This is a genomic window from Ruegeria sp. S263, from assembly GCF_056780525.1.
Genome location: NZ_CM165558.1, coordinates 279,258 through 305,299 on the forward strand (window position 1 = coordinate 279,258; position 26,042 = coordinate 305,299).

The window sequence follows — 26,042 nt, forward strand, 5'->3', positions numbered from 1 at the left end:
CGGTCATTCTGTACGGCACCGCTGGACCTGAGGCGAAAATCAGATAGCGTGGGCGCATATTGTCCCGAGGACCAATCCTTTGCTGCGCTATTTTTTCATTTTCCTGCTGGCGGTGCCTCTAACCGCCTGTGTCGACCGTACGATATCCGAGACGGTGCCAACTGCGCTGTCCGTCGGAAGCCCTGAAACCGTTTTTGCAACGACAACGCGTGCGCGAGAGCCGGACGGTTCTTATGGATTTAAGCGGGGCGAGGCGTTGCAATATCTGGAAATGACGGTTTCGATCCCGCCCAATCACACACCCGGGACCCTTGATTTTTCATATGCCAATCCGAACCCCGAGAAGCAATTCGTCATGGCCGGTGTGGATGAGTTGCAAGGGCCAAGTGAGATGAAGGCGCGATTGGGGGGCAAGGATGAGGTGTCCATCTTTATCCATGGCTATAACACAACCCAGTTCGAGACCACGTTCCGCGCGGCCCAGCTAAGCCGTGACATCAACATCCCCGGTGCAATCATGGTGTATTCCTGGCCCAGCCAGGCCCGTGGTGCCGGATATGCCTATGATCTGGATAGTATGCTGTTTGCGCGCGACGGATTAGAGCAGACTGTGCGACAGCTTAAGGCAATGGGTGTAAGGCGCGTTATTCTGGTGGCCCATTCCATGGGTACAGCCCTGACGATGGAGATGATGCGACAGGCCGAATTGCGCGAACCCGGTTGGGCCAGCAAAAATATCGAAGGTGTCGTACTGATTGCCCCCGATCTGGATGTCGATCTGTTCCGGACGCAAATGGATACGATCAAAACGCCACCGGACCCTTTCATCGTGATGGTGTCGCGGAAAGACAAACTGTTGAACATTTCGGCCCGGCTGCGCGGCACCACTCAAGGTGAGCGCCTTGGCAATATCAGTTCCGTTGATGCATTGGCGGACTACAAGATCAGCATTCTGGACACGACGGCGTTCAACAAGGATGCGGATTCCTCGCATTTCGTGGCCGCGACGTCGCCCGCGCTTTTGGCCATCATCAATTCCGCCCGAAGGGTGAGCCGAACCTTCGACCCGGACGGTCGCGGGTTTGATGTGATCGCCCCCAACAGCGTTCGCAACCCGACGGGTGCAACTGAAATCGTTCTAAGCGAAACGGGGCAGGCGCGGGTCAGCTCTCCGTGACGCGGTTCCGGTTGGGGCAATACCTTCGGGACAACGCGACATGGTTAAGTGCCGGAGTCTTGCTGACCTTCATGTCCAGCTTTGGGCAGACCTTTTTCATTTCGATCTTTTCTGGGGAAATCCGCGCCGCTTTTGGTCTGAGTCATGGCGCGTGGGGCGGTTTGTATTCTCTTGGAACCACCATATCGGCCGTCGTGATGATCTGGGCCGGAGGGCTGACCGACATCTTTCGAGTAAGGGTTCTGGGCCCCGCGGTTCTGGCAGGCCTGGCACTGGCAGCGTTGGCGATGGCGGTGAACGCCTGGCTTGCCTTGCTGCCTGTTGTGGTGTTTCTGTTGCGTCTGTTTGGGCAGGGGATGAGCACCCACTTGGCGATGGTGGCAATGGCCAGATGGTTCACTGCCACACGGGGCAAAGCACTGGCGATCACGTCGTTGGGTTTCTCGGTGGGCGAAGCGTTGCTGCCGGTCACTTTTGTGGCTGCCATGGCCTTCTTGGACTGGCGGTGGCTTTGGGTGATTGCCGCGTGTGTCACCCTTTTGGGGATCCCTGCGCTGCTACGGCTGCTTCGTCAGGAAAGAACCCCGCAAAGCCTGTCCAGCGAATATTCGGCAACGGGAATGGAAGGTCGTAACTGGACCCGGAAAGAAGCGATCTTTCATCCGCTGTTCTGGTTCATGGCACCGGCCTTGCTGGGCCCGTCTGCTTTTATCACCGCCTTTTTCTTTCATCAGGTTCATCTGGCGGGCTCGAAGGGCTGGCAGCATATCGAACTGGTTGCCCTGTTTCCAATTTTCACCAGCGTTTCCATGTTGTCGATGTTTGCGGGGGGTTGGGCGCTGGATAAATGGGGCACGGCTAGGATCATGCCGTTTTATCAACTGCCTATGGCCGTTGGGTTTGGGATCGTGGGGATGACATCGTCGATCGGGGGCGCAACGCTGGCCTTGATGTTTCTGGCGCTGACAGTTGGTGCCAACAGCACCCTGCCCAGCGCGTTCTGGGCCGAATTCTATGGCACCCGGCATATCGGCGCGATCAAGGCGATGGCAACGGCGGTCATGGTTCTGGGATCAGCCATCGGGCCGGGGTTGACCGGCGTGATGATTGATCTGGGTGTGCCGCTGGACATCCAGTTTCTGTGGATCGGAGGCTTTTTCGTACTGGTCAGTGTCCTTGCCCGCATTGGCATCGCAAGAGCCGCTCAAACCCTTTAACGAACGCGGCGCAAATACACGTAATAGGCCCCGTCACCGCCATGGCTGACATGCGCAGGTGTCACTTGCAGAACAGCCTGCGCCAAGGGTGGCAGAGATAACCATTGCGGCACTTGATTGCGCAACACACCGCGCGGCGTGGGAATGGGGCCGGGCTCATCACGGTCCTTGCCCTTTCCGGTTACGACCAAAACCAGACGTTTGCCTGATGCTTGCGCTGACAGAATGAACCGGATCAATGTTGGATGCGCCGTATCCACGCGCATTCCATGCAAGTCCAGCTTGCCCTCTGGCTTCAGCTTGCCCCGTTTCATGCGGCTGAAAGCCTTGGTATCCATCTGGACCGGCGTCGCGCGCAGGCTTTCTGTGACCGTGGGCTTCAACGCGTTGCGCGCAGGTTTTCCCAAGGCGTTCTGCCCGACCTCGAACCGCTCAATCCGCACCCTGGGCGTTTTGGTTGGCTTGGGTTTGGGCAACGTCGTCGGGTGCACAGTTTGCGGCACTTCGGGATGCAGGCGCTCGGCCTGATTGGTCACCTTGCGCCACAGCTCAATTTCTTCCGCGGTCAGTTTACGGCGTGTCATCAGAACTCATCCGGCAACAGCGCATAAGCGCGTTGAATCGGCAGCAAAAGCACCATTCGACCCGAATCCTTTAATCGACCGGCAGCTTCCCCGGCTTCATCCCCGGTGCCGAAAAAGATGTCTGCACGTTGGGCGCCCTTGATGGCGGCGCCTGTGTCCTGCGCGATCATCAATCGGCGTAGCGGTGTTTTGCCGTTTTTCTCAACCCAAACCGGCGCGCCCAAAGGCGTATAGGCCGGATCAGCGGCAATGCTGCGCAGTGTGGTGACAGACCGATTCATTGCACCCAAGGGACCCAATTCTGGCGCGACGCGGTTTACTTCGCGGAAGAACACATATGACGGATTGTGGAACAGCAGTTCGGCACCCGCTTCGGGGTTTTTACGCACCCAAGCCCGGATCATCTGCGCGCTGACCTGATGCGCACCCAACGCTCCGCGACGGATCAGTTCCGACCCGATAGACCGATAGGGGTGGCCGTTCGCCCCGCCATACCCAACGCGCACCGCGCCCCCATCCGGCAGACGAATACGGCCAGAGCCCTGAATCTGTAAAAAGAACAATTCCACCGGGTCATCGACCCAGGCAATCTCCAGACCCCGGCCGGTCATGCTGTCGCCGGTCAGAATTTCGCGGCGGCTCAGCCACGGACCTTCGGCGCGAGCTTCCGGCGGCATCTTGTAAATCGGATATCTGAAACGTTCGGATCGGGTCAGAGATCCATCCAGCTCGGGCTCGAAATAGCCGGTAAATAGGGCATCTTTGCCGTCTTCGACCAGAACAGGACGGAAAAACAGCTCAAAGAACAATCGGGCAGCGTCAGATTCATAGGCCCGGGCAACGGCGCACAGCGCACGCCAGTCAGGGTCGTCCAGATCACCGCATGTATTCAGAAAAACCGAAAGGGCTGCGCCGTGGTCATCCTCGGCCCAGCCATCAAGATCGTCAAAGGTCAGTATGGAACGCGTCGCTTCGGCGCTGACAGAGGTTGCCATCACAGCCCCCAGAAAAAACGACCGAAGCGCAGCAATCATGCGTCCGTGGCGACAAGCAGCCAGTTCGGATCGTCCGCGCCCATGACGCGGGCAAAGGTCCAGCTGTCCTTCTGGCGTTTGACGGTGTTGGGGTTGCCTTCGATGATGTCCCCGCCGCGATCACGCACGACCGAAGTCAGCTCACCAACAAACTTCATGGTGATCTCGGCCTGGTTGGTATCCTTGTCGAACTTCACATCTGCCAAGGATGTCTCGCGCACGCCAATAAATTCAGCCTCGATCGTAAGACCTTGATCTTCGCGGGCAGCGACTACGGATACGAACGTGTCGAACACCTCTTCGGACAAGAAGGGCTGTATTTCATCCAGATTGCCCTTTTCAAACCCCATGACGATCATCTCATAAGCGCCACGCGCACCCTGAACGAACTCACTGACAGAAAAGCTGGGCTCGACCCGCTTCATCGCAGTCAGGGTTTGCGCCTGTTCGCTTTCTTCGGCGACGTGGTCGGTGATGTCGTGATCCGGGCCGCCTTCGATCACCTCGAAGTCGCGGCGCGACTTGTGCGCCTCTGGTTGCTGCTGAACCGGGGGTTTTTCAAACCCCTCACGCGTGCCCAGAACGCTTTTCAAGCGAAGGATCAGGAAAACGGCAATTCCGGCCAGGACCAGCAACTGGATCATTGGGTTGTCGCTCATTTCATTCTCTTTTCAGTGCCGGGACTTTGTGTACGCGGCCTCAAGCCACTATGTAGGTGACACAAGGCGGCAAGTCCACAGTCCGCCCTGCTGTAAAGGATAGCGCAAATGTATCTGTTCTTGGCTTTTTTATTGGTCCCGATCATCGAGATCGCTCTGTTCATTCAGGTTGGCGGCTTGATCGGCCTGTGGCCAACGCTTGCCATTGTAGTCCTGACAGCCATTCTGGGCACTGTTTTGGTACGGACACAAGGTCGCATGGCGCTGGAAAACCTGCAACGTTCCTTTGCTGAACTGGACGACCCGACCGAGCCGCTGGCCCATGGCGCAATGATCCTGCTGTCGGGCGTTTTGCTACTGACGCCGGGGTTTTTCACCGATGCCGTTGGTTTTGCTTTACTAATTCCCGGCGTCCGGGTTGCTGTATTCCGGTACCTTAAATCCAAAGCCACCATCACGCAGTTTCAGATGGGAACTGGCGCACAATTTCGCTCCGGGCCTGATCCGTTTCAACAAGACGACGTGATTGACGGCGAATTTACCGAAGTTCGCCCCCGTCAGAACCCATCAAAGCCATCGAAATGGGTCGAAGGGCCGTGACCTGCATTGAGGTGTCTGCCCCAACTTGTTAAGCAGTGACGAATTTTATTTTCGGAGTAGATCCATGGCCGAAGAAGACGCCAAAGAAAACACCGCGGCCCAGGCCGCCCCGCAAATCCAGATGCGCGTTCTGGGACAATTCATCCGTGACCTGTCTTTTGAAAACGTGATGGCCCAAAAGGGCGTATCGGGCGACGTTCAGCCCGAGATTTCCGTACAGGTCAATCTGGATGCGAAAAAGCGCCCGGCAGACCATCAGTACGAAGTGTCGATCAAGCTGAACCTCAAGTCCAAGGCCAAGGGTCTGGAAGACATCCTGTTCCTGTGTGAGCTGGACTATTGCGGCCTGTTCCACGTGGAAGGTGTTGCCGAAGATCAGCTGCATCCGTTCCTTATGATCGAATGCCCCCGGATGCTGTTCCCGTTCCTGCGCCGTATCGTCAGCGATGTGACCCGCGACGGTGGTTACCCGCCGGTAAATCTGGACAACATCGACTTTGTCAGCCTGTACCGCAACGAACTGATGCGTCGCCAAGCCGAAGCCCAGAAAACCGAAGCCTAAAGCTCCGGACCCGCGCCGGGATGTTTCTCAGGCGCGGGTCCACAATGCGTTTTCGCCCAGTTTTTCCACGAAAGCATCATGCGCGGCGCGTTCGTCTTCGGTAATACGGGACGCCAGCGCATTTGGGCGCGCTGTTGGGCGCCATTCATCGCCGCCGCCCACAGATGAGGATGCCGCAGTCGACAATCCGAAATCCGGCTGTCGCCCCCCGATCAGTTCCAGATAAACCTCGGCCAGAATTTCGGAGTCGAGCAGCGCCCCGTGCAGCGCTCGATTCGAGTTGTCGATATTGAACCGGCGGCACAACGCATCCAAAGAAGCAGGTGAGCCGGGAAAGCGTTTGCGCGCAATCGCCAGCGTATCCAGCGCCTGATCCATCGGGATCGGGGGCAGACCCATCCATTTCAGCTCGGCGTTCAGGAATTTCATATCGAACGAGGCGTTGTGAATGACCAGTTTCGAATCCTTGATGAAATCGCGAAATCCCTGACCGACCTTGGCGAAAACCGGCTTGTCCTTCAGCGTCACCTCACCCTTTTCCGGCGGGCGCGGGTTATCTAGCAGATCCGGGCCAATGCCATGCACACCAAAGGCTTCTTCAGGCATAGAGCGCTCGGGGTTAATATAGACGTGATAGGTTTCGCCTGTGGCGACGTGGTTCCACAGTTCAACCGCACCGATTTCCACGATCCGGTCACCGCTTTCTGGATCGAACCCCGTGGTTTCGGTGTCGAGTACAATCTCACGCATCTGCCAGCCCCGCTCGTATCTGTTTGACCACATCCTGCACCTGTGCGCGGGCATGGTCCAGACTGTCTGTCACGATCACAAAATCTGACCGGGCGCATTTTTCTTCGTTCGGCATCTGCTTGGCGCGGATTTGTTCAAACTGCGCATCGGACATCGTGCCGCGATCCATCACCCGGCGTTTTTGTTCATCGGCAGGTACCGAAACACAGGCCACGGCGTCCATCGCTACATGACCCCCGGTTTCAAACAACAAAGGGATGTCAAAAACCAGTATATCCGCGGTCGCGTTTTGCCGAAACGCAGCCCGATCCGCCGCCACCAGCGGGTGAACAATCTCCTCGATCTGTTTTAAGGCGGATACGTCCCGCGCAATGATCCGTTTCAGCGCATCACGCCTGACAGCCCCATCAACAATTGCGTCTGGAAAAGCCGTCTGCATCGGTTCAACAGCCGCTCCACCCCTTGAATAGAGTCTATGTACCGCGGCATCCGCATCCCATAGCGCACAGCCTTCATCGACGAACATCTGGGCCGTCGTGCTTTTCCCCATCCCGATCGAGCCGGTCAGACCCAGCGCGAAACTCATGACAAAACAGCCGCGCGCAAATCCAGATTCACCTCGGGCCGCACCCCGAACCAGCTTTCAAATCCAGGAACGGCCTGATGCAGCAGCATACCCAACCCATCCACGACCGTGCATCCGGCTTCTTCGGCCGTTTGCAAAAGATGGGTTTTCAGCGGCGCATAGACCAGATCAGTGACAACAGCACCCGGCTGCAACCCATCCAAAGGGACCCGCAGCTCAAGCTGCCCTTGCATCCCAAGTGACGTCGTATTGACCACCAGCTCGGCATCTTCGACCACATTTCCGGCCTGCACCCAATCGACAACGGTGATGGTTTGGCCGAATTCGTCCTTCAGCTTATCCGCCCGGGTCCGTGTTCGGTTGGTCAGCATGATCTTAGGCACTCCGGCCTCGACCAATGCTTGCAAAACGGCGCGCGCAGCTCCGCCAGCGCCAAACACCACGGCCGGACCATCGCCCGGCGTCCAATCCGGTGCCCCGCTGCGCAGGTTTTCCATGAATCCGTAGCCATCGGTATTGTCGGCATGGATCGCGCCATCTTCACGAAAGACCAGCGTGTTCGCAGCACCGATTTTCTGCGCCCGATCCGATACGTTATCCGCCAATCGCAAGGCCGCTTCTTTATGGGGTACCGTTACATTTGCCCCTACAAACCCAGCCTTAGGTAAGCTGCGCAGGACAACTTCAAGATCATCCGGGGCAGCATCCATTGGAATATAGTGCCCAGCCAGACCATAGGATTTTAACCAATGTCCATGAAGGGTCGGGGATTTTGAATGCGCAACCGGGTGTCCAATCACACCTGCCAGAGGAATACGGCCTTCACTCATTGATCAATCACCCCTTTGACCGCCAGAAAATTCAACAGCTCTAATAGGGGCATACCCAAGACGTTAAAATAGTCTCCGTCAATGGTTGCGAACAGACGCACGCCTTCTTCCTCCAATTTATATGCCCCGACCGCGTGCCGGATACTGTCCCAGTTGCGATCAACATAATCTCGCAGATATGCGTCCGAGCTCATCCGCATCCGCAATCGAACCTGACCCACATGTCGCCAGATGGGTTCCCCGTCTTGATAAATCACAGCGGCAGACAGCAGCATATGTCGCTTGCCACGCATCGCCCTGAGTTGCGACAGTGCATCCGTTGGCGTTTCGGGTTTGGACAGCAACCGACCGTCGAAATCCAGCACCTGATCGCAGCCCAGCACCATTGCACCCGGAAATTTGTCACTGACTTTGCGTGCTTTCATTTCGGCAAGCGTATCCGCAATATCGCGCGGGCTTGCATCCTCGGCTAGCAATGCCCGTTTGGCTGTCTCTTCATCCACGCGCGCGGTTTGCACGGTGAAGGGCACGCCCGCGTTCCTGAGAAGCTGCGCTCGTATCGACGACCCAGAGGCCAGAATGATGGGGACAGACATGTGGAAAACCCCTTGAGTAAACCGTTAACTGTTCCGGGATGGTTTGTATGGTTTTCCAGTTGACACGCAAGCCCGGGATTTTCACGCTAAACTTCCCGGATTCGCCCGAATGGTATCCTGCAGGGACAAGGATAAGTCCAAGAACAGGAATAACCCGGTTTTCCAAGGTTACTCAAAGACTTATCCCCAGCAGTTCATACTCGGTTAATATATAAAATACTGTAATTGTTGTGAAATTTATTCCCTCAACAGAATCACCGTATCTAAACCGGATTCTATCCACCTGGGGAAAACAGATGTGTAAAAAAGTAATCCACTGATTTTGTTCACCCTACAAAACCATCTTCCTTTTTCTTTTCTTATTTTTTTATTAGGGAGGGTTCCGAGTAATCTTCGGAGCCAAGATGACGGATTTTCTTTTCACGATTTACCCATGGGTGAAGTCTCTTCACATCATGGCAGTGATCTCGTGGATGGTGGGCCTGTTCTATTTGCCTAGACTATTCGTTTATCACGTCGAAAAAGCACAGACTGTCGAAGGGGCTGAGGCAATCTTCTTTGAAATGGAAGAAAAGCTACTGCGTGTGATCATGCGCCCCGCAATGATTGTGGCTTGGGTCTGTGGCCTGATCATGGTGTTTACACCGGGTATTGTCGGTTGGGATTTTGCATGGCCTTGGGTCAAAGGCGTATCCGTGATTGGTATGACCTGGTTTCATCATTGGCTGATGGCTCGGCGCAAAGACTTCCTTGAGGGGCAAAATAAGCTCACTGGGCGGCAGTATCGCATGATGAACGAGGTTCCGACCGTTTTGATGGTGATAATCGTTCTGGCGGTCATTCTGAAGTTCTGAGGGCTTTTTTGCGTATAAGGGTCAGACAGGTGGTTTGACTCCACCTGAAGCCACGCTTATGTAGGGGTCAACACGCCCGTCCGGGCGGCGTATCTTCCGTACTGAAATTCCACTTCGTGCCGCGCTGACAGCGGTGAAGGTTTGTATCATGTCCAATGAAACTCTGAATCTGGCCGACCTTAAGGCCAAAAGCCCCAAAGACCTTCTGGCAATGGCCGAAGAGCTGGAGATCGAGAACGCCTCGACCATGCGTAAAGGCGAGATGATGTTCCAGATTCTGCGCGAACGCGCGGATGAGGGTTGGACCGTCGGTGGTGACGGCGTTCTGGAAGTTTTGCAGGACGGGTTCGGCTTCCTGCGCTCGCCCGAGGCGAACTATCTGCCGGGTCCAGACGACATCTATGTTTCACCCGACATGATCCGCCAGCATTCGCTTCGTACCGGCGACACGGTTGAAGGTGAGATCAAGGCACCTGATGACAACGAACGCTATTTTGCGCTGATCAAGGTTACTAAGATCAATTTTGAAGAGCCCGAGAAGGCCAAGCACAAGATCCTGTTCGACAACCTGACGCCCTTGTATCCAGAAGAGCGTCTGAAGATGGAGATCGAGGATCCTACCATCAAGGATAAATCTGCTCGTGTCATCGACCTTGTGGCACCGATTGGTAAGGGCCAGCGGTCGTTGATCGTGGCGCCCCCGCGGACGGGTAAGACGGTGATCTTGCAGAACATTGCGCACTCGATCGAGCAGAACCACCCCGAATGTTATCTGATCGTCTTACTGATCGACGAACGCCCGGAAGAGGTGACTGACATGCAGCGTTCGGTAAAGGGTGAGGTTGTATCCTCGACCTTTGATGAACCCGCAACGCGCCACGTGGCCGTGTCGGAAATGGTGATCGAAAAAGCCAAGCGTCTGGTCGAGCACAAGCGAGATGTTGTTATTCTTCTCGATTCGATCACAAGACTTGGTAGGGCGTTTAACACAGTGGTACCATCGTCGGGCAAGGTTCTGACAGGTGGTGTTGATGCGAACGCCCTTCAACGGCCCAAGCGGTTCTTTGGTGCCGCGCGGAATATCGAAGAGGGCGGTTCGCTGACCATTATCGCCACCGCGCTGATCGACACCGGCAGCCGGATGGATGAGGTGATCTTTGAAGAATTCAAAGGCACCGGTAACTCGGAAATCGTGCTGGATCGCAAAATTGCCGACAAGCGCGTGTTCCCGGCCATCGACATTCTCAAATCCGGTACCCGGAAAGAGGACTTGCTGGTCGACAAGGGCGATTTGGCCAAAACTTTCGTTCTGCGCCGTATCCTCAACCCGATGGGTACGACCGACGCGATCGAGTTCCTGCTATCCAAGCTGAAGCAGACGAAGACGAATGGCGAGTTCTTCGATTCAATGAACACCTGACACAGGTCTTAACTGGCGCGAGGCCTTCGAATGGATACGATATTCGCCTTGGCCAGCGCGCAGGGCAAAGCCGGGGTGGCGGTCATCCGCCTTTCTGGTCCTTTGGCGCATTCCGCAGCGGCTGCATTAACCAGGGATACTCTGCCAGCCCGCGGCATGCGTGTGCGCGCCTTGTTTGCAACTGACGGCTCAATTCTGGATGAGGGTCTGGTACTAACATTCCTGGCCCCTGCGAGCTTTACCGGTGAAGATGTGGCAGAGTTGCAGGTTCACGGAAGTATGGCATCTGTGAATGCGGTGATGCGCAGTCTTGGCGATACTGAAGGTTTGCGGCTTGCAGAGCCGGGGGAATTCACGCGTCGCGCGCTTGAAAACGGCAAGATGGATTTGACGCAGGTCGAAGGCTTGGCCGACTTGATTGATGCCGAAACCGAAGCGCAGCGCAAACAGGCACAGACAATATTAGCCGGCGAACTGGGTTCCCTTGCAGAACGCTGGCGTCGTGATCTGATCCGCGCCGCATCCCTTTTGGAAGCTGTCATTGATTTCGCTGACGAAGAGGTTCCGACGGATGTTACGCCCGAAGTCCGTTCTTTGGTCACTGGTGTCATGGCTGATGTGCAACGCGAAGCCGACGGAGTTCGGATTGCGGAGCGTATTCGCTCAGGGTTCGAAGTCGCAATTGTCGGCCTTCCTAATGCAGGGAAGTCCACCTTACTGAATGCACTTGCCGGGCGAGATGCGGCGATAACGTCGGAATATGCCGGAACGACCCGCGATGTGATCGAGGTCCGAATGGATCTTGAGGGGTTGCCAGTCACGCTTTTGGACACAGCCGGGCTTCGCGAAACCGAAGATCATGTTGAAAGCCTTGGAATCGAATTGGCGATTAAACGTGCAGAGGCCGCGGATTTACGGGTATTCCTGACCGAGGACCCGATGTCTTTGGGTGTTTCAGTGCGCGACGGTGATATTCAGGTTTTGCCGAAGGCTGACCTCAGGGATGATATAAAAGGTGGGATATCAGGTAAAACTGGTAAGGGTTTGGATCAGTTGATCTCCGATATATCGCGTATATTGGGTGGCCGTGCCACAAGTTATGGTATTGCAACCCGCGAAAGGCACCGTATTTCGCTCAATAATGCTCAGGAGGCGTTGGGTGCAGCAATGTCTGTTCTGGAATCAGGCCCGGACTTGTATGATATCGCTGCCGAAGAATTGCGCACAGCCATTCGTGCGCTAGAGGCATTGGTCGGTAGAATAGGCGTGGAAGATCTTTTGGATGAAATCTTCGCAAGCTTCTGTCTGGGAAAATAGGGAGTGTTTCACGTGAAACATTCAGACTTTGATGTTGTTGTTATCGGCGCGGGTCATGCCGGAACTGAGGCTGCACATGCATCTGCCCGCATGGGGGCGGAAACGGCGCTTGTCACCTTGTCTGCTTCTGACATCGGGGTGATGTCTTGCAATCCAGCGATTGGAGGCCTTGGAAAAGGTCACCTAGTGAGAGAGATTGATGCCCTGGACGGAGTTATGGGCCGTGTAGCGGATAAAGCCGGAATTCAATTCCGTCTGTTGAATCGGCGCAAAGGACCCGCAGTTCAAGGGCCGAGGACACAGGCGGACCGCGCGTTGTATCGCGCAGCGATGCAGAAAGAGACCGACGCCCAGCCACGTCTTTCGATTGTGGTAGGCGAAGTTGTCGATTTTCTGATGGAAGGGCAGAGCGTGCGCGGAGTCAGATTGGCAGATGGTTCCGAGATTCGAGCCAAGGCAGTCATACTTACTTCCGGTACGTTCCTTCGGGGTGTGATACATATTGGAGACGTTTCCCGCCCTGGCGGAAGAATGGGGGACAATCCGTCAGTTAAATTGGCGCAACGCTTAGACAGTTTTCAGCTTCCGTTGGGAAGATTGAAAACAGGTACTCCGCCCCGACTTGATGGCCGCACGATCGACTGGTCCGATCTGGAGCGCCAGGATGGAGATGATGAACCTACATTATTTTCATTTCTGTCTAAGTCTGTTGTGGCCCCCCAAATTTCTTGCGGTATAACGCATACAAATGCGCGAACGCATGAAATTATTGAGAAAAACCTAAGCCGTTCAGCAATGTACGGGGGGCATATTGATGGGGTTGGCCCAAGGTATTGCCCTTCAATTGAGGATAAAATAGTCAGGTTTGCCGATAAGGACTCTCATCAGATATTCCTTGAGCCTGAAGGTGTTAATGATCATACGATTTACCCGAATGGGATTTCGACATCGCTTCCCCAGGATGTTCAACTTCAATATGTCCGGTCCATTAAGGGGCTAGAGAATACAGAAATTCTGCAACCGGGTTACGCGATTGAATATGATTATGTAGATCCGCGCGTTTTAACTTCATCCCTGTCCGTTCCGGAAATCTCGGGCCTATATCTTGCGGGGCAGATTAACGGTACCACTGGATACGAGGAAGCCGCGGCACAGGGTTTGGTCGCCGGTTTGAATGCCGCCTTGTTTTCATTTGATCGGGATCCGGTTCATTTCACGCGTGCAGATAGCTATATCGGTGTAATGATAGACGATTTGACGACGCGCGGAGTAGCAGAACCTTACCGTATGTTTACGTCTCGTGCGGAATTCAGACTGTCGTTACGCGCAGATAATGCAGATCAAAGGTTAACACCGATTGGCTTGAAAATCGGTTGCGTAGGGGACGTTAGAGAGCGCCACTTTTCCGACAAGATGGAAAAATTGACGGCGGTAAAATCCATTCTGATGGACAGGACTTATACCCCAAAAGACATGCGATCAGTTGGTATCAGCGTCAATCAGGACGGAAATAGGCGAAATGGGATGGCTATTCTCGCATTCCCGGATGTTTCGTTTGGGGATCTTATACCACTGGTTCCAAGCTTGGGGGATACAGATCCTGAAATCCAGAAGCAGGTTGAAAGGGATGCCCTGTACGCAAACTACATTGCGCGCCAGCAAAGGGACGTCGAAGCTATGAAGCGCGACGAATCTCATGAAATTCCAAGGGATTTCGAATATTTCGCTCTGGATGGCTTGTCTTCAGAGATGAAGCAAAAGTTGTCGAATGCGCGACCAGAGAATATAGCGCAAGCCAGTCGCGTTGAAGGAGTTACTCCGGCCGCTTTGACGCTTGTTCTTGCGAAACTGCGTCGCGAACAAAAGGTCCGCAAGGCATGAGTGACGTGCAATTTGGCGATTTGGATGTTTCACGTGAAACATTTGAGCGTTTGGCCAAATATGTTGAGTTGGTAAAGCGATGGAATCCGAAAATTAACCTGGTTTCCCGAAATAGCCTGCCCGAGATTTGGACGCGGCACATAAAAGATTCTATCCAGGTATATCGTTGCACTGAATTCTTTCAGAATTGGGCGGACTTGGGAAGCGGGGGTGGGTTCCCCGGAATGGTTTGCGCGATCATGGCAATAGAAGAGAACCCGAATGCGCAGTTCACTTTTGTGGAAAGTGATCAAAGGAAATCCGCCTTTTTGCGAACAGTGGCGCGGGAATGTGGTGCAAAGTGTTCCGTTGTTTCCAAACGAATCGAAACCGTGGATCCCTTGGGTGCGGATGTCCTATCTGCGCGTGCTTTAGCAGATCTGACGGTCTTATTGTCCTTTTGTGACAGGCATTTAGGCAGTTCTGGAACGGCTCTGTTGCCGAAAGGCGCAACGTGGAAAAAAGAACTGGAAGACGCGCGCAAGGAATGGAATTTCCAAGCCGAGCCGATTACAAGTTTAACTGAACCTCAGGCCGTTATCCTTAAAATCAAAGGAGTATCACGTGGTTGATCTGTCTCGTCCCTCAGGGCCCCGGATTATTGCGGTAGCCAATCAGAAGGGTGGGGTTGGGAAGACGACGACTGCGATAAATCTTGCAGCGGGATTGGCCGAAGCCGGATGCCGCGTTCTTGTGGTTGATTTGGATCCTCAGGGCAACGCGTCAACAGGTCTGGGCGTTGAAGACAGGGATTGGACAACCTACGACCTGATATTGGACGACGCCCCGTTGGAAGCCGTCATTCAGGAGACTGAAATTGGCGGCTTATACGTGGTCCCTGCCACAGTCGACCTGAGTTCAGCCGATATTGAGCTTATTTCCAACGAAAAGCGAAGCTATCTGCTGCACGACGCGCTGCGGCAAACGTCAGTTGACCAGTTCAAGCTGGACTATGTCCTGATAGATTGTCCACCGTCCCTTAATTTGTTGACCGTCAATGCGATGGTCGCGGCGCATTCTGTGCTTGTTCCATTGCAGAGTGAGTTCTTCGCGTTGGAAGGTTTGTCCCAGTTGATGCTGACTATTCGCGAGGTCCGCCAAACTGCCAATCCGGACCTGCGGATCGAAGGTGTTGTGTTGACGATGTATGACAACCGCAACAACTTGTCCCGTCAGGTCGAAAAAGACGCGCGTGACAATCTGGGCGAGATGGTATTTAAAACCAAAATACCCAGAAATGTGCGGGTCAGTGAGGCGCCGTCTTACGCATTGCCTGTACTTCAATATGATTCCGGATCTCTGGGGGCGATGGCATATCGGCATTTGGCGCGCGAAGTCATGCACAAGAACAAGAAAGCCGCATAAGTGGCAGTAGGAGGGTCCAGTGGCAGCTAAGAAAACAAAACCTAGGGGATTGGGCCGCGGTCTATCGGCTTTGATGGCCGACGTAACGCAGGAAACAGAAGGGTTGCGCCCATCTGAACCGCGGCGTGCGGACATGAAGGTTCCGATCGAAAAACTTCATGCGAACCCAAATCAGCCGCGCCGTACCTTTTCGCGTGAACAACTGGATGAACTTGCTGCTTCGGTTAAGGAAAAGGGCATTATTCAGCCGCTGATCGTCCGCGAGATTGCGGAAGGCGACTATGAGATTGTCGCGGGTGAGCGCCGCTGGCGTGCTGCGCAAATGGCGCAACTGCATGATATTCCTGTCATTGTTCGTGATTTCGACGATACCGAAGTGTTGGAAGTTGCGATTATTGAGAATATTCAAAGAGCTGACTTGAATGCTGTCGAAGAAGCGGCCGGATACAAGCAGCTTATGGATCGTTTCGGGCACACGCAGGAAAAGCTGGCCGAGGCCCTTGGCAAAAGCCGCAGTCACATTGCGAATCTTCTTCGTTTGCTGTCGTTGCCGATGGATGTTCAGCAATTGGTGGTCGAAGGTAAGCTTTCTGCAGGGCATGCAAGGGCGTTGATTACGTCAAGCAACCCCTCTGAATTGGCGAAGATCGTGGTACGCGACGGATTGTCGGTTCGTGCGACCGAAGCGCTTGTTAAAAAAGAGCAGGCCGACCCGGTTAAAGCTACGCCGAAATCCAGAAATCTGGATGCAGGTAAAGACGCCGATACGCGGGCGCTTGAAAAAGACCTCTCTGCTATCTTGGCGATGAAAGTGGCCATCAACCACAAGTCTGGGACAGAAACCGGGCAGGTCGTTCTGACATATGAAAATCTGGACCAGCTTGACGATCTTTGTGCAAAGCTCAGCCGCTAGGCCGAGTCCAGATAAAGGTTAGAACACCCCCCAAGACAATCGCCTGAATTGCCAACACATAATTCGGGACCGAGAGAATAATCGAAATTCCAAAAACGGCGGCAATCGAGAGGGTTGCCGCCTTTTTTGCTGCGGGACGGATGGCACCGGAACTCTGCCAATCCAGGATCATCGGGCCAAAGACCCGGTGCGTGATCAGCCAGTTGTGAAGCCGGGAAGACGAGCGTGCAAAGAAAAAAGCGGCCAACAGCAGGAACGGAACGGTCGGTAGCAATGGAAGGGCGATGCCGACGACGGCAAGTGCAACGCTCAACAATCCCAATGCCGCCCAGACGTATTGCATGTCTTATCCCAACAATTCGCGAATGATGGAGTTCAATACTGCACGCCCATCTTTGGTGGCGATGACCCGTCCGCTTACCTGTTCGATCATACCGATGGCACTCAGATCGTCCAATTTTGCTTGCGGCAATGAAGAACCAGACAAGGCTTCATAACGATCTATATATAGACCTTCTTTTAGCCTTAGGCACATCATAAGGTATTCAACTGCTTGATCCTGATTTGAAAGCTCGGTTCTTTCCCGCTCTCCACTGCCGTTACGCACAGCGTCCAGCCAAGTGTTCGGCATCAGGTGGGTTTCAGTCGCCAGTTTTCTATCGCCAAGCGTAATTCGGCCATGGGCACCGGGACCGATGCCAACGTAATCGCCATAGTGCCAATAAATCAGATTGTGCCGGGATTCTGCCCCCGGTCGGGCGTGATTAGAAACCTCATAAGCAGGCAGGCCGTGGGCTTCGCAAATTTCTTGTGTTGCAAGATACATGTCGGCTGCGCTGTCATCCTCGGGCAGGCCGCGCAATTTCCCAACGGCATATCTGTCGCCGAAAGCGGTGCCGTCTTCGATGGTCAGTTGATACAAGGACAGGTGGTCGACGGCCATGGACAAAGCTTGGGTCAGTTCAGCACGCCAAGCGGCCAGGGTTTGGTGCTGGCGGGCATAGATCAAGTCAAAGCTGACTCTGTCAAAGCAAGTTCTGGCGATATCAAACGCTGCCTGTGCTTCAGCGACCGTGTGGATTCGACCTAATCTGCGTAGGTCATCGTCATTCAGCGCCTGTACACCCATCGAGATCCGGTTGACCCCAGCGTCGCGATAGGCAGCAAACCGCCCGGCCTCAACCGAACCGGGATTGGCCTCAAGCGTGATTTCCATGTCATTGGCAGGTCGCCACAGGCTGCGGGCCTCATCAATAATGGCGGCTACGGAGTCTGGATGCATTAAGGACGGCGTACCACCGCCAAAAAAGATCGTATTCAGCACCCGATCTGGCGTTTCCAGGGCGGAGCGTCGCAATTCGCCTAAATAGCTGTTAAGCCATTGTTTTTGATTAATATTTCTGGAAACATGGCTATTGAAGTCGCAATAGGGGCATTTGGCCTCGCAAAAGGGCCAATGCACATACAGGCCAAAGCCCCCGTTGCGCCAATCATCCGCCAAAACAGCCCTTCACGAACATCTCAACCGCGCGGCCGCGATGGCTGATCTTGTTCTTTTCCCAGCGATCCATTTCGGCAAAGGTAATATCGTGGCCGTCAGGGACAAACATCGGGTCATAACCGAACCCGTCTTTACCCCGGATCGGCCAGACAAGATGGCCCGGGGCTATACCTTCGAACACTTCGTCGTGACCGTCGGGCCAGGCCAGTACCAGAGTGCATCGGAATTGAGCGGCGCGGGGGTGCGGGGCGTCTTTTGCTTCCAGCTCATCATGCGCGCGGGTCATTGCCATCAGGAAATCGCGGCCATTACCGGTTTCAGCCCAATCGGCGGTGTAAACACCAGGCGCGCCGTCCAACGCATCAATGGTAATCCCTGAATCGTCCGACAGGGCAGGCAGGCCGGTGGCCTTGGCGGCGGCATGCGCCTTGATGCGTGCATTGCCGACGAATGTATCCTCGGTCTCGTCCGGTTCGGGCAGGTTCATCTCTGCCGCTCCGACCACGGTCACGCCAAAGGGCTCAAGCAGATGCGCCATCTCCTCAAGCTTGCCTTTATTATGCGTGGCGACCAGCAGCCTGTCACCGTCGAACTTGCGGGTCATGCGGTGGCGGCCTTTTGCGTGGCGGCCAGTTCACCGACGCCTTTTTCGGCCAGATCCATAAGCTGGTCCATCTGCGCGCGGCTAAAGACGGAACCTTCAGCGCTCATCTGCACTTCGATCAGCTTGCCCGAGCCGGTCATGATGAAGTTGCCATCAACGCCTGCTTCGCTGTCTTCGGGGTAGTCCAGATCTAGAACCGGCTGACCTGCGTAGATGCCGCAGGACACAGCAGCGACGGGATCGACCAGCGGATCAGAAATTACATCACCCGCTTTCATCAGCTTGTTCACAGCCAGACGCAGCGCGACCCAGCCCCCGGTGATCGAAGCGCAGCGCGTGCCGCCATCGGCCTGGATCACGTCACAATCGACGGTGATCTGACGTTCGCCCAAAGCAACCCGGTCGACACCAGCGCGTAGCGCCCGGCCGATCAGGCGCTGGATTTCCACGGTGCGGCCACCTTGTTTGCCGCTTGCCGCCTCACGCCGCATCCGTGTGTTGGTTGCGCGGGGCAGCATCCCGTATTCCGCTGTCACCCAACCCAGGCCCGAGCCTTTGATGAAGGGCGGCACGCGGTCCTCGATCGTGGCGGTACACAGCACATGGGTATCGCCCATTTTAATCAGGCAGGAACCTTCGGCATGTTTGGTGAAACCTGTCTCGATGGAAACAGCGCGCATTTCGTCTAGATTACGTCCTGAGGGTCGCATGGAAAATCCTTTGTTTGCTGGGTTGGGGATACCGCCCCGTGGCGTTACGATGCAACCCCGATTGACCTTTCATTTGCCTGCGATTTAATGATGATCCAGCAGGGGACCGCCGATGAGCGAAGCGAGCAAAATTCTGAACGAGATGAACGACCGGTCGCGTGAGGTTTTCCGGCTGATCGTCGAAAGCTATTTGGATAGCGGAGAACCGGTGGGCAGCCGCACCCTGACCCGCACCTTGTCGGAAAAAGTCAGCGCCGCGACGGTGCGCAATGTGATGCAGGATCTGGAATTTCTGGGCCTGTTGGACAGCCCCCATGTCAGCGCGGGGCGGATTCCTACGCAGCAAGGACTGCGGATGTTTGTCGACGGGCTGCTTGAGGTCGGCGATCTGGGGGCAGATGATCGGCAGAAATTGGATGAGACTTTAGGCTCTAACGCAGGCGATGTGGGCGGTATGCTGGATCGTGTGGGATCGGCTTTGTCACATGTCACCCATGGTGCCTCATTGGTTTTGACGCCCAAACAGGAATCCGAGATCAAGCATATCGAGTTTGTTTCTCTGGCTCATGACCGCGCCCTCGTCGTGCTGGTCTTTGCTGATGGAACTGTCGAAAACCGGCTGTTTACTCCTCCGCCGGGACAGACACCCAGTTCGATGCGAGAGGCCGCGAATTTTCTGAACGCGCTGATCGAGGGGCGAACGCTAAGCGAAGTCCGCCGGCAGATGCAGACGCAGATTGACGCCCGTAAGCAGGAAATCGACGTACTGGCGCGCGAGATGATCGAGAGCGGCATGGCCGCCTGGGACGGAGACGGAGGCGATTCAGCGCGATTGATTGTGCGTGGACGCGCGAATCTGCTGAATGAACCCGGTCAAACGGAAGAGCTGAATCGAATCCGCACCTTGTTTGATGACCTGGAACGTAAGCGCGATATTGCCGAATTCCTTGAATTGACCGAGGAAGGCGAGGGTGTGCGCATTTTTATCGGCTCTGAGAACAAACTTTTCTCACTTTCGGGTTCCTCTTTGGTGGTGTCTCCATATATGAACGCTGATCGAAAGATAATCGGTGCGGTCGGGGTTATTGGACCCACACGACTCAACTATGGACGGATCGTGCCGATCGTGGATTATACGGCGCAACTGGTCGGCAAGCTTATTTCCGACCGGAGCTAGAGGGTAAGAGATGGCGGAACCCAAAAACGAAGATTTTCTGGACGATATCGCAACAGCCGAGGCAGAAGAGTTGGCCGAGGAGTTTGCTGAAATCAGTGAAGAGGCGCTGGAAATTGATGCCCTGCGCGCTGAGCGTGATGATTTCAAGGACAAGTTCATGCGCGCACTGGCTGATGCTGAAAACGCGCGCAAACGGGGCGACAAAGCGCGTCGGGATGCAGAGCAGTATGGCGGGTCCAAGCTGGCGCGCGATATGCTGCCGGTATATGACAACATGAAACGTGCGCTTGAGGCCGCAACCGACGAGCAGAAAGAGGTTGCTGCCGGTTTGATCGAAGGTGTCGAGCTGACCATGCGCGCACTGACGAACGTGTTCCAGAAACACGGGATCGAGGTGATCACACCCGAAGTCGGCGACCGGTTTGATCCCAATCTTCACGAAGCCATGTTCGAGGCCCCTGTTCCGGGCACCAAGGCTGGCGATATCATTCAGGTCTCGGCTGAGGGGTTCATGCTGCACGACCGTTTGCTGCGTCCGGCGCAGGTGGGCGTTTCTTCAGCACCTGCAAGCTGATTGACCTCTGCGAGGCCAAGCCTCCGGCGGAAGTATTTTTGAACAGAAGAAGGGGTGGTCAGGATTTGGCCGCCTCTTTCAGTTTGTAGATCAGGTCGAGCGCTTCGCGGGGTGTCAGTTCATCGGGCAGGATGTCGTCCAGCATATTCGTGACTGGTGAGGTTTTTGGCGCGGGCGGCGGCGGGGTTGATGCGGCTGAGAATAGGGGGAGATCGTCGATCAATGCCTTTTGCTTTCCGCCTTCACGTTCAGTTTTTTCCAATTGGTCCAGCACGACGCGGGCGCGGTCGACCACGGATGCGGGAAGCCCAGCCAATTGCGCGACCTGCACGCCATAAGATCGGTCGGCGGCGCCTTTGTGGACTTCGTGCAGGAAGATGACTTCGCCCTCCCATTCTTTGACAGCGACAGTGGCGTTGTCGACGCTTTCGAGTTTTCCGGCCAAGGCGGTGAGTTCGTGGTAGTGGGTGGCAAACAGCGCGCGGCATTGGTTGGCGGCGTGCAGATGTTCCAGTGTGGCCCAAGCGATGGAGAGGCCGTCATAGGTGGCGGTGCCGCGCCCGATTTCGTCGAGGATCACCAGCGCGCGGTCGTCGGCCTGATTGAGGATTGCGGCGGTTTCCACCATTTCGACCATGAAAGTCGAACGCCCCCGCGCCAGATCGTCTGACGCTCCTACTCGGCTGAAAAGTTGGCTAACTAAGCCGACATGGGCCCGTTCGGCGGGAACGTAACTGCCCATTTGGGCCAGCAGGGCGATCAGGGCATTTTGGCGCAGGAAGGTTGATTTACCGGCCATGTTGGGACCAGTCAGCAGCCAGATCGCTGAACCCTGATCGGCGCTCAGGTCGCAGTCGTTGGCTATGAAGGCATCGCCTGATTGCTGGCGGAGCGCGCGTTCTACAACCGGGTGGCGACCCCCTTTTATGCCGAATGCACGCGAATTGTCGACCTGCGGACGGCACCAGTTTTCTGCGCGCGCCAGATCAGCGAGAGCAGTAGTCAGATCCAGTTCGGCCAACCCTCGGGCCGCTTGGTTGAGGCGGGCCGCGAGGGCCAGAATTTCGCTAGAAAGCCTTTGATAGAGCCGCTTCTCGATTTCCAAAGCCAGATTTCCGGCGTTCAGGATGCGGGTTTCGATCTCGGACAGTTCTACCGTGGTGAACCGGACTTGGTTCGCAGTGGTCTGACGATGGATGTAGGTTTCACTGAACGGTAGGTTCAGCATTTTTTCGGCATGAGTGGCCGTGGTTTCGATGAAGTAGCCCAGCACGTTGTTGTGCTTGATCTTCAACGATGTGATGCCCGTGTGCTCTGCGTATTTTTGCTGAAACCCGGCTATGACGGATCGACCTTCGTCGCGCAGCGTGCGCGCTTCGTCCAGTTCGGCATCGAAACCGGGGGCGATGAAGCCACCATCGCGCGCAAGCAAGGGTGGTTCAGCAACAAGCGCCTCGTCCAGCAGGTTCAGTAGATCATCAAAGCCGACAAGGTTTTGTACTGCGGTTGCCAGCAGGACCGGAAGATCCTGACCTTCGCACAATTCAGCGATCGCCGATGCCTGTGTCAGCCCATTGCGAATGGCAGCCAGATCGCGGGGGCCTCCGCGCTCCAACGACAGGCGCGACAGGGCACGGTCCAAATCAGGGGTTTTGCGCAGGATCTCGCGCAAGTCCGAGGTGGTCAGGCTGTCTTCGGCGGCAAAACTTACCGCGTCCAACCGGGCGTGGATCACGTCCAGATTGCGGGACGGGCTGGACAGACGCTGTTCCAGCAGCCGGGCACCACCCGGGGTTACGGTACGGTCAACCACTGACAGCAGTGATCCGGCGCGCCCACCGGAGAGCGACCGGGTCAGCTCCAGATTCCGGCGCGTGGCGGCGTCGATCTGCACCACGCGGTCCTCGGATTCCTTGAGCGGCGTTTGCAGCAGGGGCAGTTTGCCCTTTTGCGTGATCTCAAGATAGTCGACCAGCGCGCCCATGGCCGACACTTCGGCGCGCCCAAATGACCCGAACGCATCCAAAGCGCCCACGTGAAACAACCCGCAGATGCGTTTTTCCGCCGCAGTGCTGTCGAAACTGGCGCGTCCGATCGGGGTCAGCGAAATGCCCAGATCGCGGACGGTTTCATTTAACGCCTGCTCCATCCCGTCGCCCACGATCAGCTCGGACGGAGCAAGCCGCGCCAGTTCGGGGCTAAGCCTGATCGAGGTCAAAGGCATCACGTGGAACGCTCCGGTCGAAATATCGGCCCAGGCCAGCGCGGCTTCATCACGAACCTCGGCGTAGGCGGCCAGAAAATTGTGGCGACGGGCCTCTAGCAGGGCGTCCTCGGTCAGTGTGCCGGGCGTCACCAGACGCACAACATCCCGCCGAACCACTGATTTAGAGCCTCTTTTCTTGGCTTCGGCCGGGCTTTCCATCTGCTCGCACACAGCCACGCGAAAGCCTTTGCGGATCAGCGTCAGCAGATAGCCCTCGGCCGCATGAACGGGAACGCCGCACATGGGGATATCCTCGCCATTGTGCTTGCCGCGTTTGGTCAGGGCGATGTCCAGCGCCTCGGCGGCATTCACCGCGTCCTGGAAAAACATCTCGTAGAAATCACCCATGCGGTAGAACAGCAGGGCGTCTGAATGGGCCTCTTTGATCTCAAGATATTGCGCCATCATTGGCGTGATTGTGGACAAAAGCGGCCCCCTTTTGGCGTCTTCCGGTGGCGACCTTACAAATCCCCCAACCGCGACGAAAGGTGAAAACGTATTGTCGTTGAGGCGCAGCCTCGCCTGCGCTATGACGCAACAGCCCCGAATTCATGGAAACGACCGATAAGATGCCCAAAGCGAAGATCACCAAAGAAGAGGCGCTGGCCTTTCACCTGGACCCCACCCCCGGCAAGTGGGAGGTGCAGGCCACCGTTCCCATGACCACGCAGCGCGATCTGTCATTGGCCTATAGCCCTGGCGTGGCCGTTCCCTGTGAAGCTATCGCCGAAGCACCCGAGACTGCCTATGACTATACCAACAAGGGCAATCTGGTCGCCGTGATCTCGAACGGGACGGCTGTGCTGGGTCTCGGCAATCTGGGCGCGCTGGGCGGCAAGCCGGTGATGGAGGGCAAGGCCGTTCTGTTTAAGCGTTTTGCCGACGTGAACTCGATCGACATCGAACTGGACACTGAAGATCCGGATGAGTTCTGTCGCGCGGTCCGCCTGATGGGGCCAACATTTGGCGGCATCAACCTTGAAGACATCAAAGCGCCCGAGTGCTTCATCATTGAACAGCGCCTCAAGGAAGAGATGGATATCCCCGTCTTCCACGACGATCAGCATGGTACAGCGGTGATCTGTGCGGCGGGCTTGCTGAATGCGCTGCATATTTCGGGCAAGAAGATCGAAGATGTGAAGATTGTTCTGAACGGTGCGGGTGCGGCGGGGATCGCCTGTATCGAACTGCTTAAGTCAATGGGCGCGCGGCACGAGAACTGCATCGTGTGTGACACCAAGGGCGTGATCTATCAGGGTCGGACCGAAGGTATGAACCAGTGGAAATCGGCTCATGCGATCACGACCGAACTGCGCACGCTGGAAGAAGCCATGAAGGGCGCGGATGTGTTTCTGGGCGTGTCGGTCAAAGGGGCCGTGACGCAGGATATGGTTGCGTCGATGGCCGATAACCCGGTGATTTTCGCCATGGCCAACCCCGACCCCGAGATCACCCCGGAAGAGGCGCACGAAGTTCGTGTTGATGCCATTGTTGCCACCGGGCGCAGCGACTATCCGAACCAGGTGAACAATGTTCTGGGCTTTCCCTATCTGTTCCGCGGCGCGCTGGATATCCATGCCCGCGCCATCAATGATGAGATGAAGATCGCCTGTGCCCACGCCCTTGCCAACCTGGCGCGCGAGGATGTGCCGGATGAGGTTGCGATGGCCTATGGCAAATCGCTGACCTTTGGGCGCGACTATATCATCCCTACGCCGTTTGACCCGCGCCTGATCCACCGTATTCCACCTGCCGTCGCTAAGGCCGGTATGGATACCGGGGCCGCGCGGCGTCCGATCATCGACATGGATGCCTATGAGCTGAGCCTCAAGTCCCGCATGGACCCGACCGCCAGCATTCTGCGGGGCCTTAATGCGCGGGCGCGTCAGGCGCAAAGCCGGATGATCTTTGCCGAGGGCGACGATCCCCGCGTGCTGCGCGCGGCTGTCACCTATCAGCGTTCGGGCTTTGGCAAGGCGCTGGTTGTGGGGCGTGCCGATGACGTAAAGGCCAAGCTGGAAGAGGCCGGTCTGGGCGATGCCGTGCGTGAGCTTGAGGTGGTAAACGCTGCCAATACCGCGCATCTCGAGACCTACTCGAACTTCCTGTACGATCGGCTTCAGCGTAAGGGTTTCGACCGCAAGGACATTCACCGCCTTGCCGCGCGGGACCGTCACGTGTTTTCCTCGCTGATGCTTGCGCATGGGCATGGCGATGGTCTTGTGACCGGGGCCACGCGCAAGTCGGCGCATGTTCTGGACCGGATCAATCACGTGTTCGACGCGGACGCGGCGCATGGCGCGGCTGGTGTAACGGCGTTATTGCACAAGGGGCGGATCGTGTTGATCGGCGATACACTGGTTCATGAATGGCCTGACGAGAATGATCTGGCCAACATCGCTGAGCGCTCGGCCGCCGTTGCGCGCCACATGGGGCTCGAGCCGCGCGTGGCCTTCGTCAGCTTTTCGACATTCGGCTATCCGATGTCGGAGCGGGCTGAAAAAATGCACCGTGCGCCTGCGGTTCTGGACCAGCGTGGCGTTGATTTCGAATATGAGGGCGAGATGACCGTCGACGTAGCCCTGAATGTGGATCAACAGGCCAGCTATCCATTCCAGCGTCTGACAGGCCCGGCAAATATCCTGATCGTTCCCGCGCGCCATTCGGCGTCGATCTCGACCAAGCTGATGCAGGAAATGGGCGGTGCTACGGTCATCGGTCCGATCCTGTCAGGTGTCGACAAGCCGATTCAGATCTGCTCGACCGTTTCGACGGCGAATGACATCTTGAACATGGCTATCCTGGCGTCTTGTGACATTGGATAAG

26 protein-coding genes are annotated in these 26,042 nt (G+C 56.0%); 14 read left to right on the top strand and 12 right to left on the bottom strand.

All coding sequences use genetic code 11. The features are described 5' to 3' along the window. Nucleotides 1-79 precede the first annotated feature (79 nt). Entirely contained in the window at nucleotides 80-1,177 is a 1,098-nt protein-coding gene (locus tag ACT2B1_RS01340) for an alpha/beta hydrolase (protein ID WP_171240463.1), read from the top strand. Next, entirely contained in the window at nucleotides 1,174-2,394 is a 1,221-nt protein-coding gene (locus tag ACT2B1_RS01345) for an MFS transporter (protein WP_371808235.1), read from the top strand. The genes ACT2B1_RS01340 and ACT2B1_RS01345 overlap by 4 nt, the downstream gene beginning before the upstream one ends. Here the strand turns inward: ACT2B1_RS01345 and ACT2B1_RS01350 are convergent. Genes ACT2B1_RS01350 through ACT2B1_RS01360 form a run of 3 tightly spaced genes read right to left on the bottom strand, consistent with a single transcriptional unit; the run spans nucleotide 2,391 to nucleotide 4,671 of the window. After that, nucleotides 2,391-2,978 (bottom strand): Smr/MutS family protein, encoded by a 588-nt coding sequence (locus tag ACT2B1_RS01350; protein ID WP_171240462.1) that lies wholly within the window; start codon nucleotides 2,976-2,978, stop codon nucleotides 2,391-2,393. The genes ACT2B1_RS01345 and ACT2B1_RS01350 overlap by 4 nt on opposite strands. Beyond that, entirely contained in the window at nucleotides 2,978-4,012 is a 1,035-nt protein-coding gene (gene mltA / locus ACT2B1_RS01355) for a murein transglycosylase A (protein WP_481668423.1), read from the bottom strand. The genes ACT2B1_RS01350 and mltA overlap by 1 nt, the downstream gene beginning before the upstream one ends. Further along, a complete protein-coding gene (locus ACT2B1_RS01360) occupies nucleotides 4,009-4,671 on the bottom strand; it encodes a Tim44/TimA family putative adaptor protein (RefSeq protein ID WP_481668424.1) in 663 nt (220 codons plus the stop codon). Before ACT2B1_RS01360 ends, mltA begins: the two co-directional genes overlap by 4 nt. Nucleotides 4,672-4,779: 108 nt before the next feature. Between ACT2B1_RS01360 and ACT2B1_RS01365 the strand changes: the two genes are divergently transcribed. Both ACT2B1_RS01365 and secB read left to right on the top strand, forming a co-directional pair. Then, nucleotides 4,780-5,271 carry an FxsA family protein gene (locus tag ACT2B1_RS01365; protein WP_481668425.1) on the top strand — a complete coding sequence of 164 codons (492 nt, stop codon included), beginning with the start codon at nucleotides 4,780-4,782 and terminating at the stop codon, nucleotides 5,269-5,271. A gap of 64 nt (nucleotides 5,272-5,335) precedes the next feature. Continuing rightward, nucleotides 5,336-5,833 carry a protein-export chaperone SecB gene (gene secB / locus ACT2B1_RS01370; RefSeq protein ID WP_171123773.1) on the top strand — a complete coding sequence of 166 codons (498 nt, stop codon included), beginning with the start codon at nucleotides 5,336-5,338 and terminating at the stop codon, nucleotides 5,831-5,833. 27 nt (nucleotides 5,834-5,860) lie between these two features. Here secB and dnaQ read toward each other — a convergent pair whose 3' ends face one another. Genes dnaQ through ACT2B1_RS01390 form a run of 4 tightly spaced genes read right to left on the bottom strand, consistent with a single transcriptional unit; the run spans nucleotide 5,861 to nucleotide 8,595 of the window. Then, a complete protein-coding gene (gene dnaQ, locus ACT2B1_RS01375) occupies nucleotides 5,861-6,583 on the bottom strand; it encodes a DNA polymerase III subunit epsilon (protein WP_171124073.1) in 723 nt (240 codons plus the stop codon). Continuing rightward, nucleotides 6,576-7,169, bottom strand: a complete 594-nt coding sequence (gene coaE / locus ACT2B1_RS01380; protein ID WP_481668426.1) for a dephospho-CoA kinase — start codon at nucleotides 7,167-7,169, stop codon at nucleotides 6,576-6,578. The genes dnaQ and coaE overlap by 8 nt, the downstream gene beginning before the upstream one ends. Further along, nucleotides 7,166-7,999: a shikimate dehydrogenase gene (locus ACT2B1_RS01385; protein WP_481668427.1), complete on the bottom strand. Its 834-nt coding sequence runs from the start codon at nucleotides 7,997-7,999 to the stop codon at nucleotides 7,166-7,168. Before ACT2B1_RS01385 ends, coaE begins: the two co-directional genes overlap by 4 nt. Beyond that, the gene (locus tag ACT2B1_RS01390) at nucleotides 7,996-8,595 is read right to left on the bottom strand and encodes a Maf family protein (RefSeq protein ID WP_171123780.1); all 600 of its coding nucleotides are present in this window, start codon (nucleotides 8,593-8,595) and stop codon (nucleotides 7,996-7,998) included. The genes ACT2B1_RS01385 and ACT2B1_RS01390 overlap by 4 nt, the downstream gene beginning before the upstream one ends. Nucleotides 8,596-8,999: 404 nt before the next feature. On the opposite strand from ACT2B1_RS01390, the gene ACT2B1_RS01395 reads away from it, so the two are divergent. From ACT2B1_RS01395 to ACT2B1_RS01425, 7 genes are all read left to right on the top strand, one after another. Further along, nucleotides 9,000-9,449, top strand: coding sequence for a CopD family protein (locus ACT2B1_RS01395; RefSeq protein ID WP_481668428.1), 450 nt, complete (start codon nucleotides 9,000-9,002; stop codon nucleotides 9,447-9,449). A 148-nt stretch (nucleotides 9,450-9,597) separates the two neighbouring features. Then, nucleotides 9,598-10,869: a transcription termination factor Rho gene (gene rho / locus ACT2B1_RS01400; RefSeq protein WP_171123784.1), complete on the top strand. Its 1,272-nt coding sequence runs from the start codon at nucleotides 9,598-9,600 to the stop codon at nucleotides 10,867-10,869. A gap of 30 nt (nucleotides 10,870-10,899) precedes the next feature. Next, the gene (gene mnmE, locus ACT2B1_RS01405; protein ID WP_481668429.1) at nucleotides 10,900-12,186 is read left to right on the top strand and encodes a tRNA uridine-5-carboxymethylaminomethyl(34) synthesis GTPase MnmE; all 1,287 of its coding nucleotides are present in this window, start codon (nucleotides 10,900-10,902) and stop codon (nucleotides 12,184-12,186) included. Between the two features lie 12 nt (nucleotides 12,187-12,198). Further along, nucleotides 12,199-14,067, top strand: coding sequence for a tRNA uridine-5-carboxymethylaminomethyl(34) synthesis enzyme MnmG (gene mnmG / locus ACT2B1_RS01410; RefSeq protein ID WP_171240452.1), 1,869 nt, complete (start codon nucleotides 12,199-12,201; stop codon nucleotides 14,065-14,067). Then, nucleotides 14,064-14,678: a 16S rRNA (guanine(527)-N(7))-methyltransferase RsmG gene (gene rsmG / locus ACT2B1_RS01415; RefSeq protein ID WP_171240451.1), complete on the top strand. Its 615-nt coding sequence runs from the start codon at nucleotides 14,064-14,066 to the stop codon at nucleotides 14,676-14,678. Before mnmG ends, rsmG begins: the two co-directional genes overlap by 4 nt. Beyond that, nucleotides 14,671-15,471, top strand: a complete 801-nt coding sequence (locus ACT2B1_RS01420) for a ParA family protein (protein ID WP_171123791.1) — start codon at nucleotides 14,671-14,673, stop codon at nucleotides 15,469-15,471. The genes rsmG and ACT2B1_RS01420 overlap by 8 nt, the downstream gene beginning before the upstream one ends. A gap of 19 nt (nucleotides 15,472-15,490) precedes the next feature. Further along, nucleotides 15,491-16,384, top strand: coding sequence for a ParB/RepB/Spo0J family partition protein (locus ACT2B1_RS01425; RefSeq protein WP_171240450.1), 894 nt, complete (start codon nucleotides 15,491-15,493; stop codon nucleotides 16,382-16,384). Here the strand turns inward: ACT2B1_RS01425 and ACT2B1_RS01430 are convergent. Genes ACT2B1_RS01430 through rph form a run of 4 tightly spaced genes read right to left on the bottom strand, consistent with a single transcriptional unit; the run spans nucleotide 16,374 to nucleotide 19,199 of the window. Beyond that, nucleotides 16,374-16,727 carry a YbaN family protein gene (locus ACT2B1_RS01430; protein WP_171123795.1) on the bottom strand — a complete coding sequence of 118 codons (354 nt, stop codon included), beginning with the start codon at nucleotides 16,725-16,727 and terminating at the stop codon, nucleotides 16,374-16,376. The genes ACT2B1_RS01425 and ACT2B1_RS01430 overlap by 11 nt on opposite strands. Before the next feature lie 3 nt (nucleotides 16,728-16,730). Then, nucleotides 16,731-17,885 carry a radical SAM family heme chaperone HemW gene (gene hemW / locus ACT2B1_RS01435; RefSeq protein WP_481668430.1) on the bottom strand — a complete coding sequence of 385 codons (1,155 nt, stop codon included), beginning with the start codon at nucleotides 17,883-17,885 and terminating at the stop codon, nucleotides 16,731-16,733. After that, on the bottom strand, nucleotides 17,875-18,489 hold the full coding sequence (rdgB, locus tag ACT2B1_RS01440) for an RdgB/HAM1 family non-canonical purine NTP pyrophosphatase (RefSeq protein ID WP_171123799.1): 615 nt from the start codon (nucleotides 18,487-18,489) through the stop codon (nucleotides 17,875-17,877). The genes hemW and rdgB overlap by 11 nt, the downstream gene beginning before the upstream one ends. After that, nucleotides 18,486-19,199, bottom strand: a complete 714-nt coding sequence (gene rph / locus ACT2B1_RS01445) for a ribonuclease PH (RefSeq protein WP_171124098.1) — start codon at nucleotides 19,197-19,199, stop codon at nucleotides 18,486-18,488. The genes rdgB and rph overlap by 4 nt, the downstream gene beginning before the upstream one ends. Nucleotides 19,200-19,311: 112 nt before the next feature. On the opposite strand from rph, the gene hrcA reads away from it, so the two are divergent. Beyond that, nucleotides 19,312-20,376 (top strand): heat-inducible transcriptional repressor HrcA, encoded by a 1,065-nt coding sequence (hrcA, locus tag ACT2B1_RS01450; RefSeq protein WP_171123802.1) that lies wholly within the window; start codon nucleotides 19,312-19,314, stop codon nucleotides 20,374-20,376. A 10-nt stretch (nucleotides 20,377-20,386) separates the two neighbouring features. Further along, nucleotides 20,387-20,950 carry a nucleotide exchange factor GrpE gene (locus ACT2B1_RS01455; RefSeq protein ID WP_481668431.1) on the top strand — a complete coding sequence of 188 codons (564 nt, stop codon included), beginning with the start codon at nucleotides 20,387-20,389 and terminating at the stop codon, nucleotides 20,948-20,950. A gap of 58 nt (nucleotides 20,951-21,008) precedes the next feature. On the opposite strand, the gene mutS is transcribed toward ACT2B1_RS01455, so the two are convergent. Beyond that, the gene (gene mutS / locus ACT2B1_RS01460; protein ID WP_481668994.1) at nucleotides 21,009-23,624 is read right to left on the bottom strand and encodes a DNA mismatch repair protein MutS; all 2,616 of its coding nucleotides are present in this window, start codon (nucleotides 23,622-23,624) and stop codon (nucleotides 21,009-21,011) included. Nucleotides 23,625-23,785: 161 nt separating this feature from the next. On the opposite strand from mutS, the gene ACT2B1_RS01465 reads away from it, so the two are divergent. Further along, complete coding sequence (locus ACT2B1_RS01465; RefSeq protein ID WP_171124101.1) at nucleotides 23,786-26,041, top strand: NADP-dependent malic enzyme; 2,256 nt, start codon at nucleotides 23,786-23,788, stop codon at nucleotides 26,039-26,041. Nucleotide 26,042 lies beyond the last annotated feature (1 nt).

Bases quoted from the DNA above. Each gene is read 5' to 3' on its own strand.
- ACT2B1_RS01350 (WP_171240462.1), bottom strand. From the start codon at position 2,978: ATGACACGCCGTAAACTGACCGCGGAAGAAATTGAGCTGTGGCGCAAG.
- ACT2B1_RS01455 (WP_481668431.1), top strand. From the start codon at position 20,387: ATGGCGGAACCCAAAAACGAAGATTTTCTGGACGATATCGCAACAGCC.
- ACT2B1_RS01390 (WP_171123780.1), bottom strand. From the start codon at position 8,595: ATGTCTGTCCCCATCATTCTGGCCTCTGGGTCGTCGATACGAGCGCAG.
- secB (WP_171123773.1), top strand. From the start codon at position 5,336: ATGGCCGAAGAAGACGCCAAAGAAAACACCGCGGCCCAGGCCGCCCCG.
- coaE (WP_481668426.1), bottom strand. From the start codon at position 7,169: ATGAGTTTCGCGCTGGGTCTGACCGGCTCGATCGGGATGGGGAAAAGC.
- ACT2B1_RS01465 (WP_171124101.1), top strand. From the start codon at position 23,786: ATGCCCAAAGCGAAGATCACCAAAGAAGAGGCGCTGGCCTTTCACCTG.
- rsmG (WP_171240451.1), top strand. From the start codon at position 14,064: ATGAGTGACGTGCAATTTGGCGATTTGGATGTTTCACGTGAAACATTT.
- mltA (WP_481668423.1), bottom strand. From the start codon at position 4,012: ATGATTGCTGCGCTTCGGTCGTTTTTTCTGGGGGCTGTGATGGCAACC.
- rho (WP_171123784.1), top strand. From the start codon at position 9,598: ATGTCCAATGAAACTCTGAATCTGGCCGACCTTAAGGCCAAAAGCCCC.
- ACT2B1_RS01360 (WP_481668424.1), bottom strand. From the start codon at position 4,671: ATGAGCGACAACCCAATGATCCAGTTGCTGGTCCTGGCCGGAATTGCC.
- mnmE (WP_481668429.1), top strand. From the start codon at position 10,900: ATGGATACGATATTCGCCTTGGCCAGCGCGCAGGGCAAAGCCGGGGTG.
- hrcA (WP_171123802.1), top strand. From the start codon at position 19,312: ATGAGCGAAGCGAGCAAAATTCTGAACGAGATGAACGACCGGTCGCGT.
- ACT2B1_RS01395 (WP_481668428.1), top strand. From the start codon at position 9,000: ATGACGGATTTTCTTTTCACGATTTACCCATGGGTGAAGTCTCTTCAC.
- mutS (WP_481668994.1), bottom strand. From the start codon at position 23,624: ATGATGGCGCAATATCTTGAGATCAAAGAGGCCCATTCAGACGCCCTG.
- rdgB (WP_171123799.1), bottom strand. From the start codon at position 18,489: ATGACCCGCAAGTTCGACGGTGACAGGCTGCTGGTCGCCACGCATAAT.
- ACT2B1_RS01365 (WP_481668425.1), top strand. From the start codon at position 4,780: ATGTATCTGTTCTTGGCTTTTTTATTGGTCCCGATCATCGAGATCGCT.
- rph (WP_171124098.1), bottom strand. From the start codon at position 19,199: ATGCGACCCTCAGGACGTAATCTAGACGAAATGCGCGCTGTTTCCATC.
- ACT2B1_RS01430 (WP_171123795.1), bottom strand. From the start codon at position 16,727: ATGCAATACGTCTGGGCGGCATTGGGATTGTTGAGCGTTGCACTTGCC.
- dnaQ (WP_171124073.1), bottom strand. From the start codon at position 6,583: ATGCGTGAGATTGTACTCGACACCGAAACCACGGGGTTCGATCCAGAA.
- ACT2B1_RS01385 (WP_481668427.1), bottom strand. From the start codon at position 7,999: ATGAGTGAAGGCCGTATTCCTCTGGCAGGTGTGATTGGACACCCGGTT.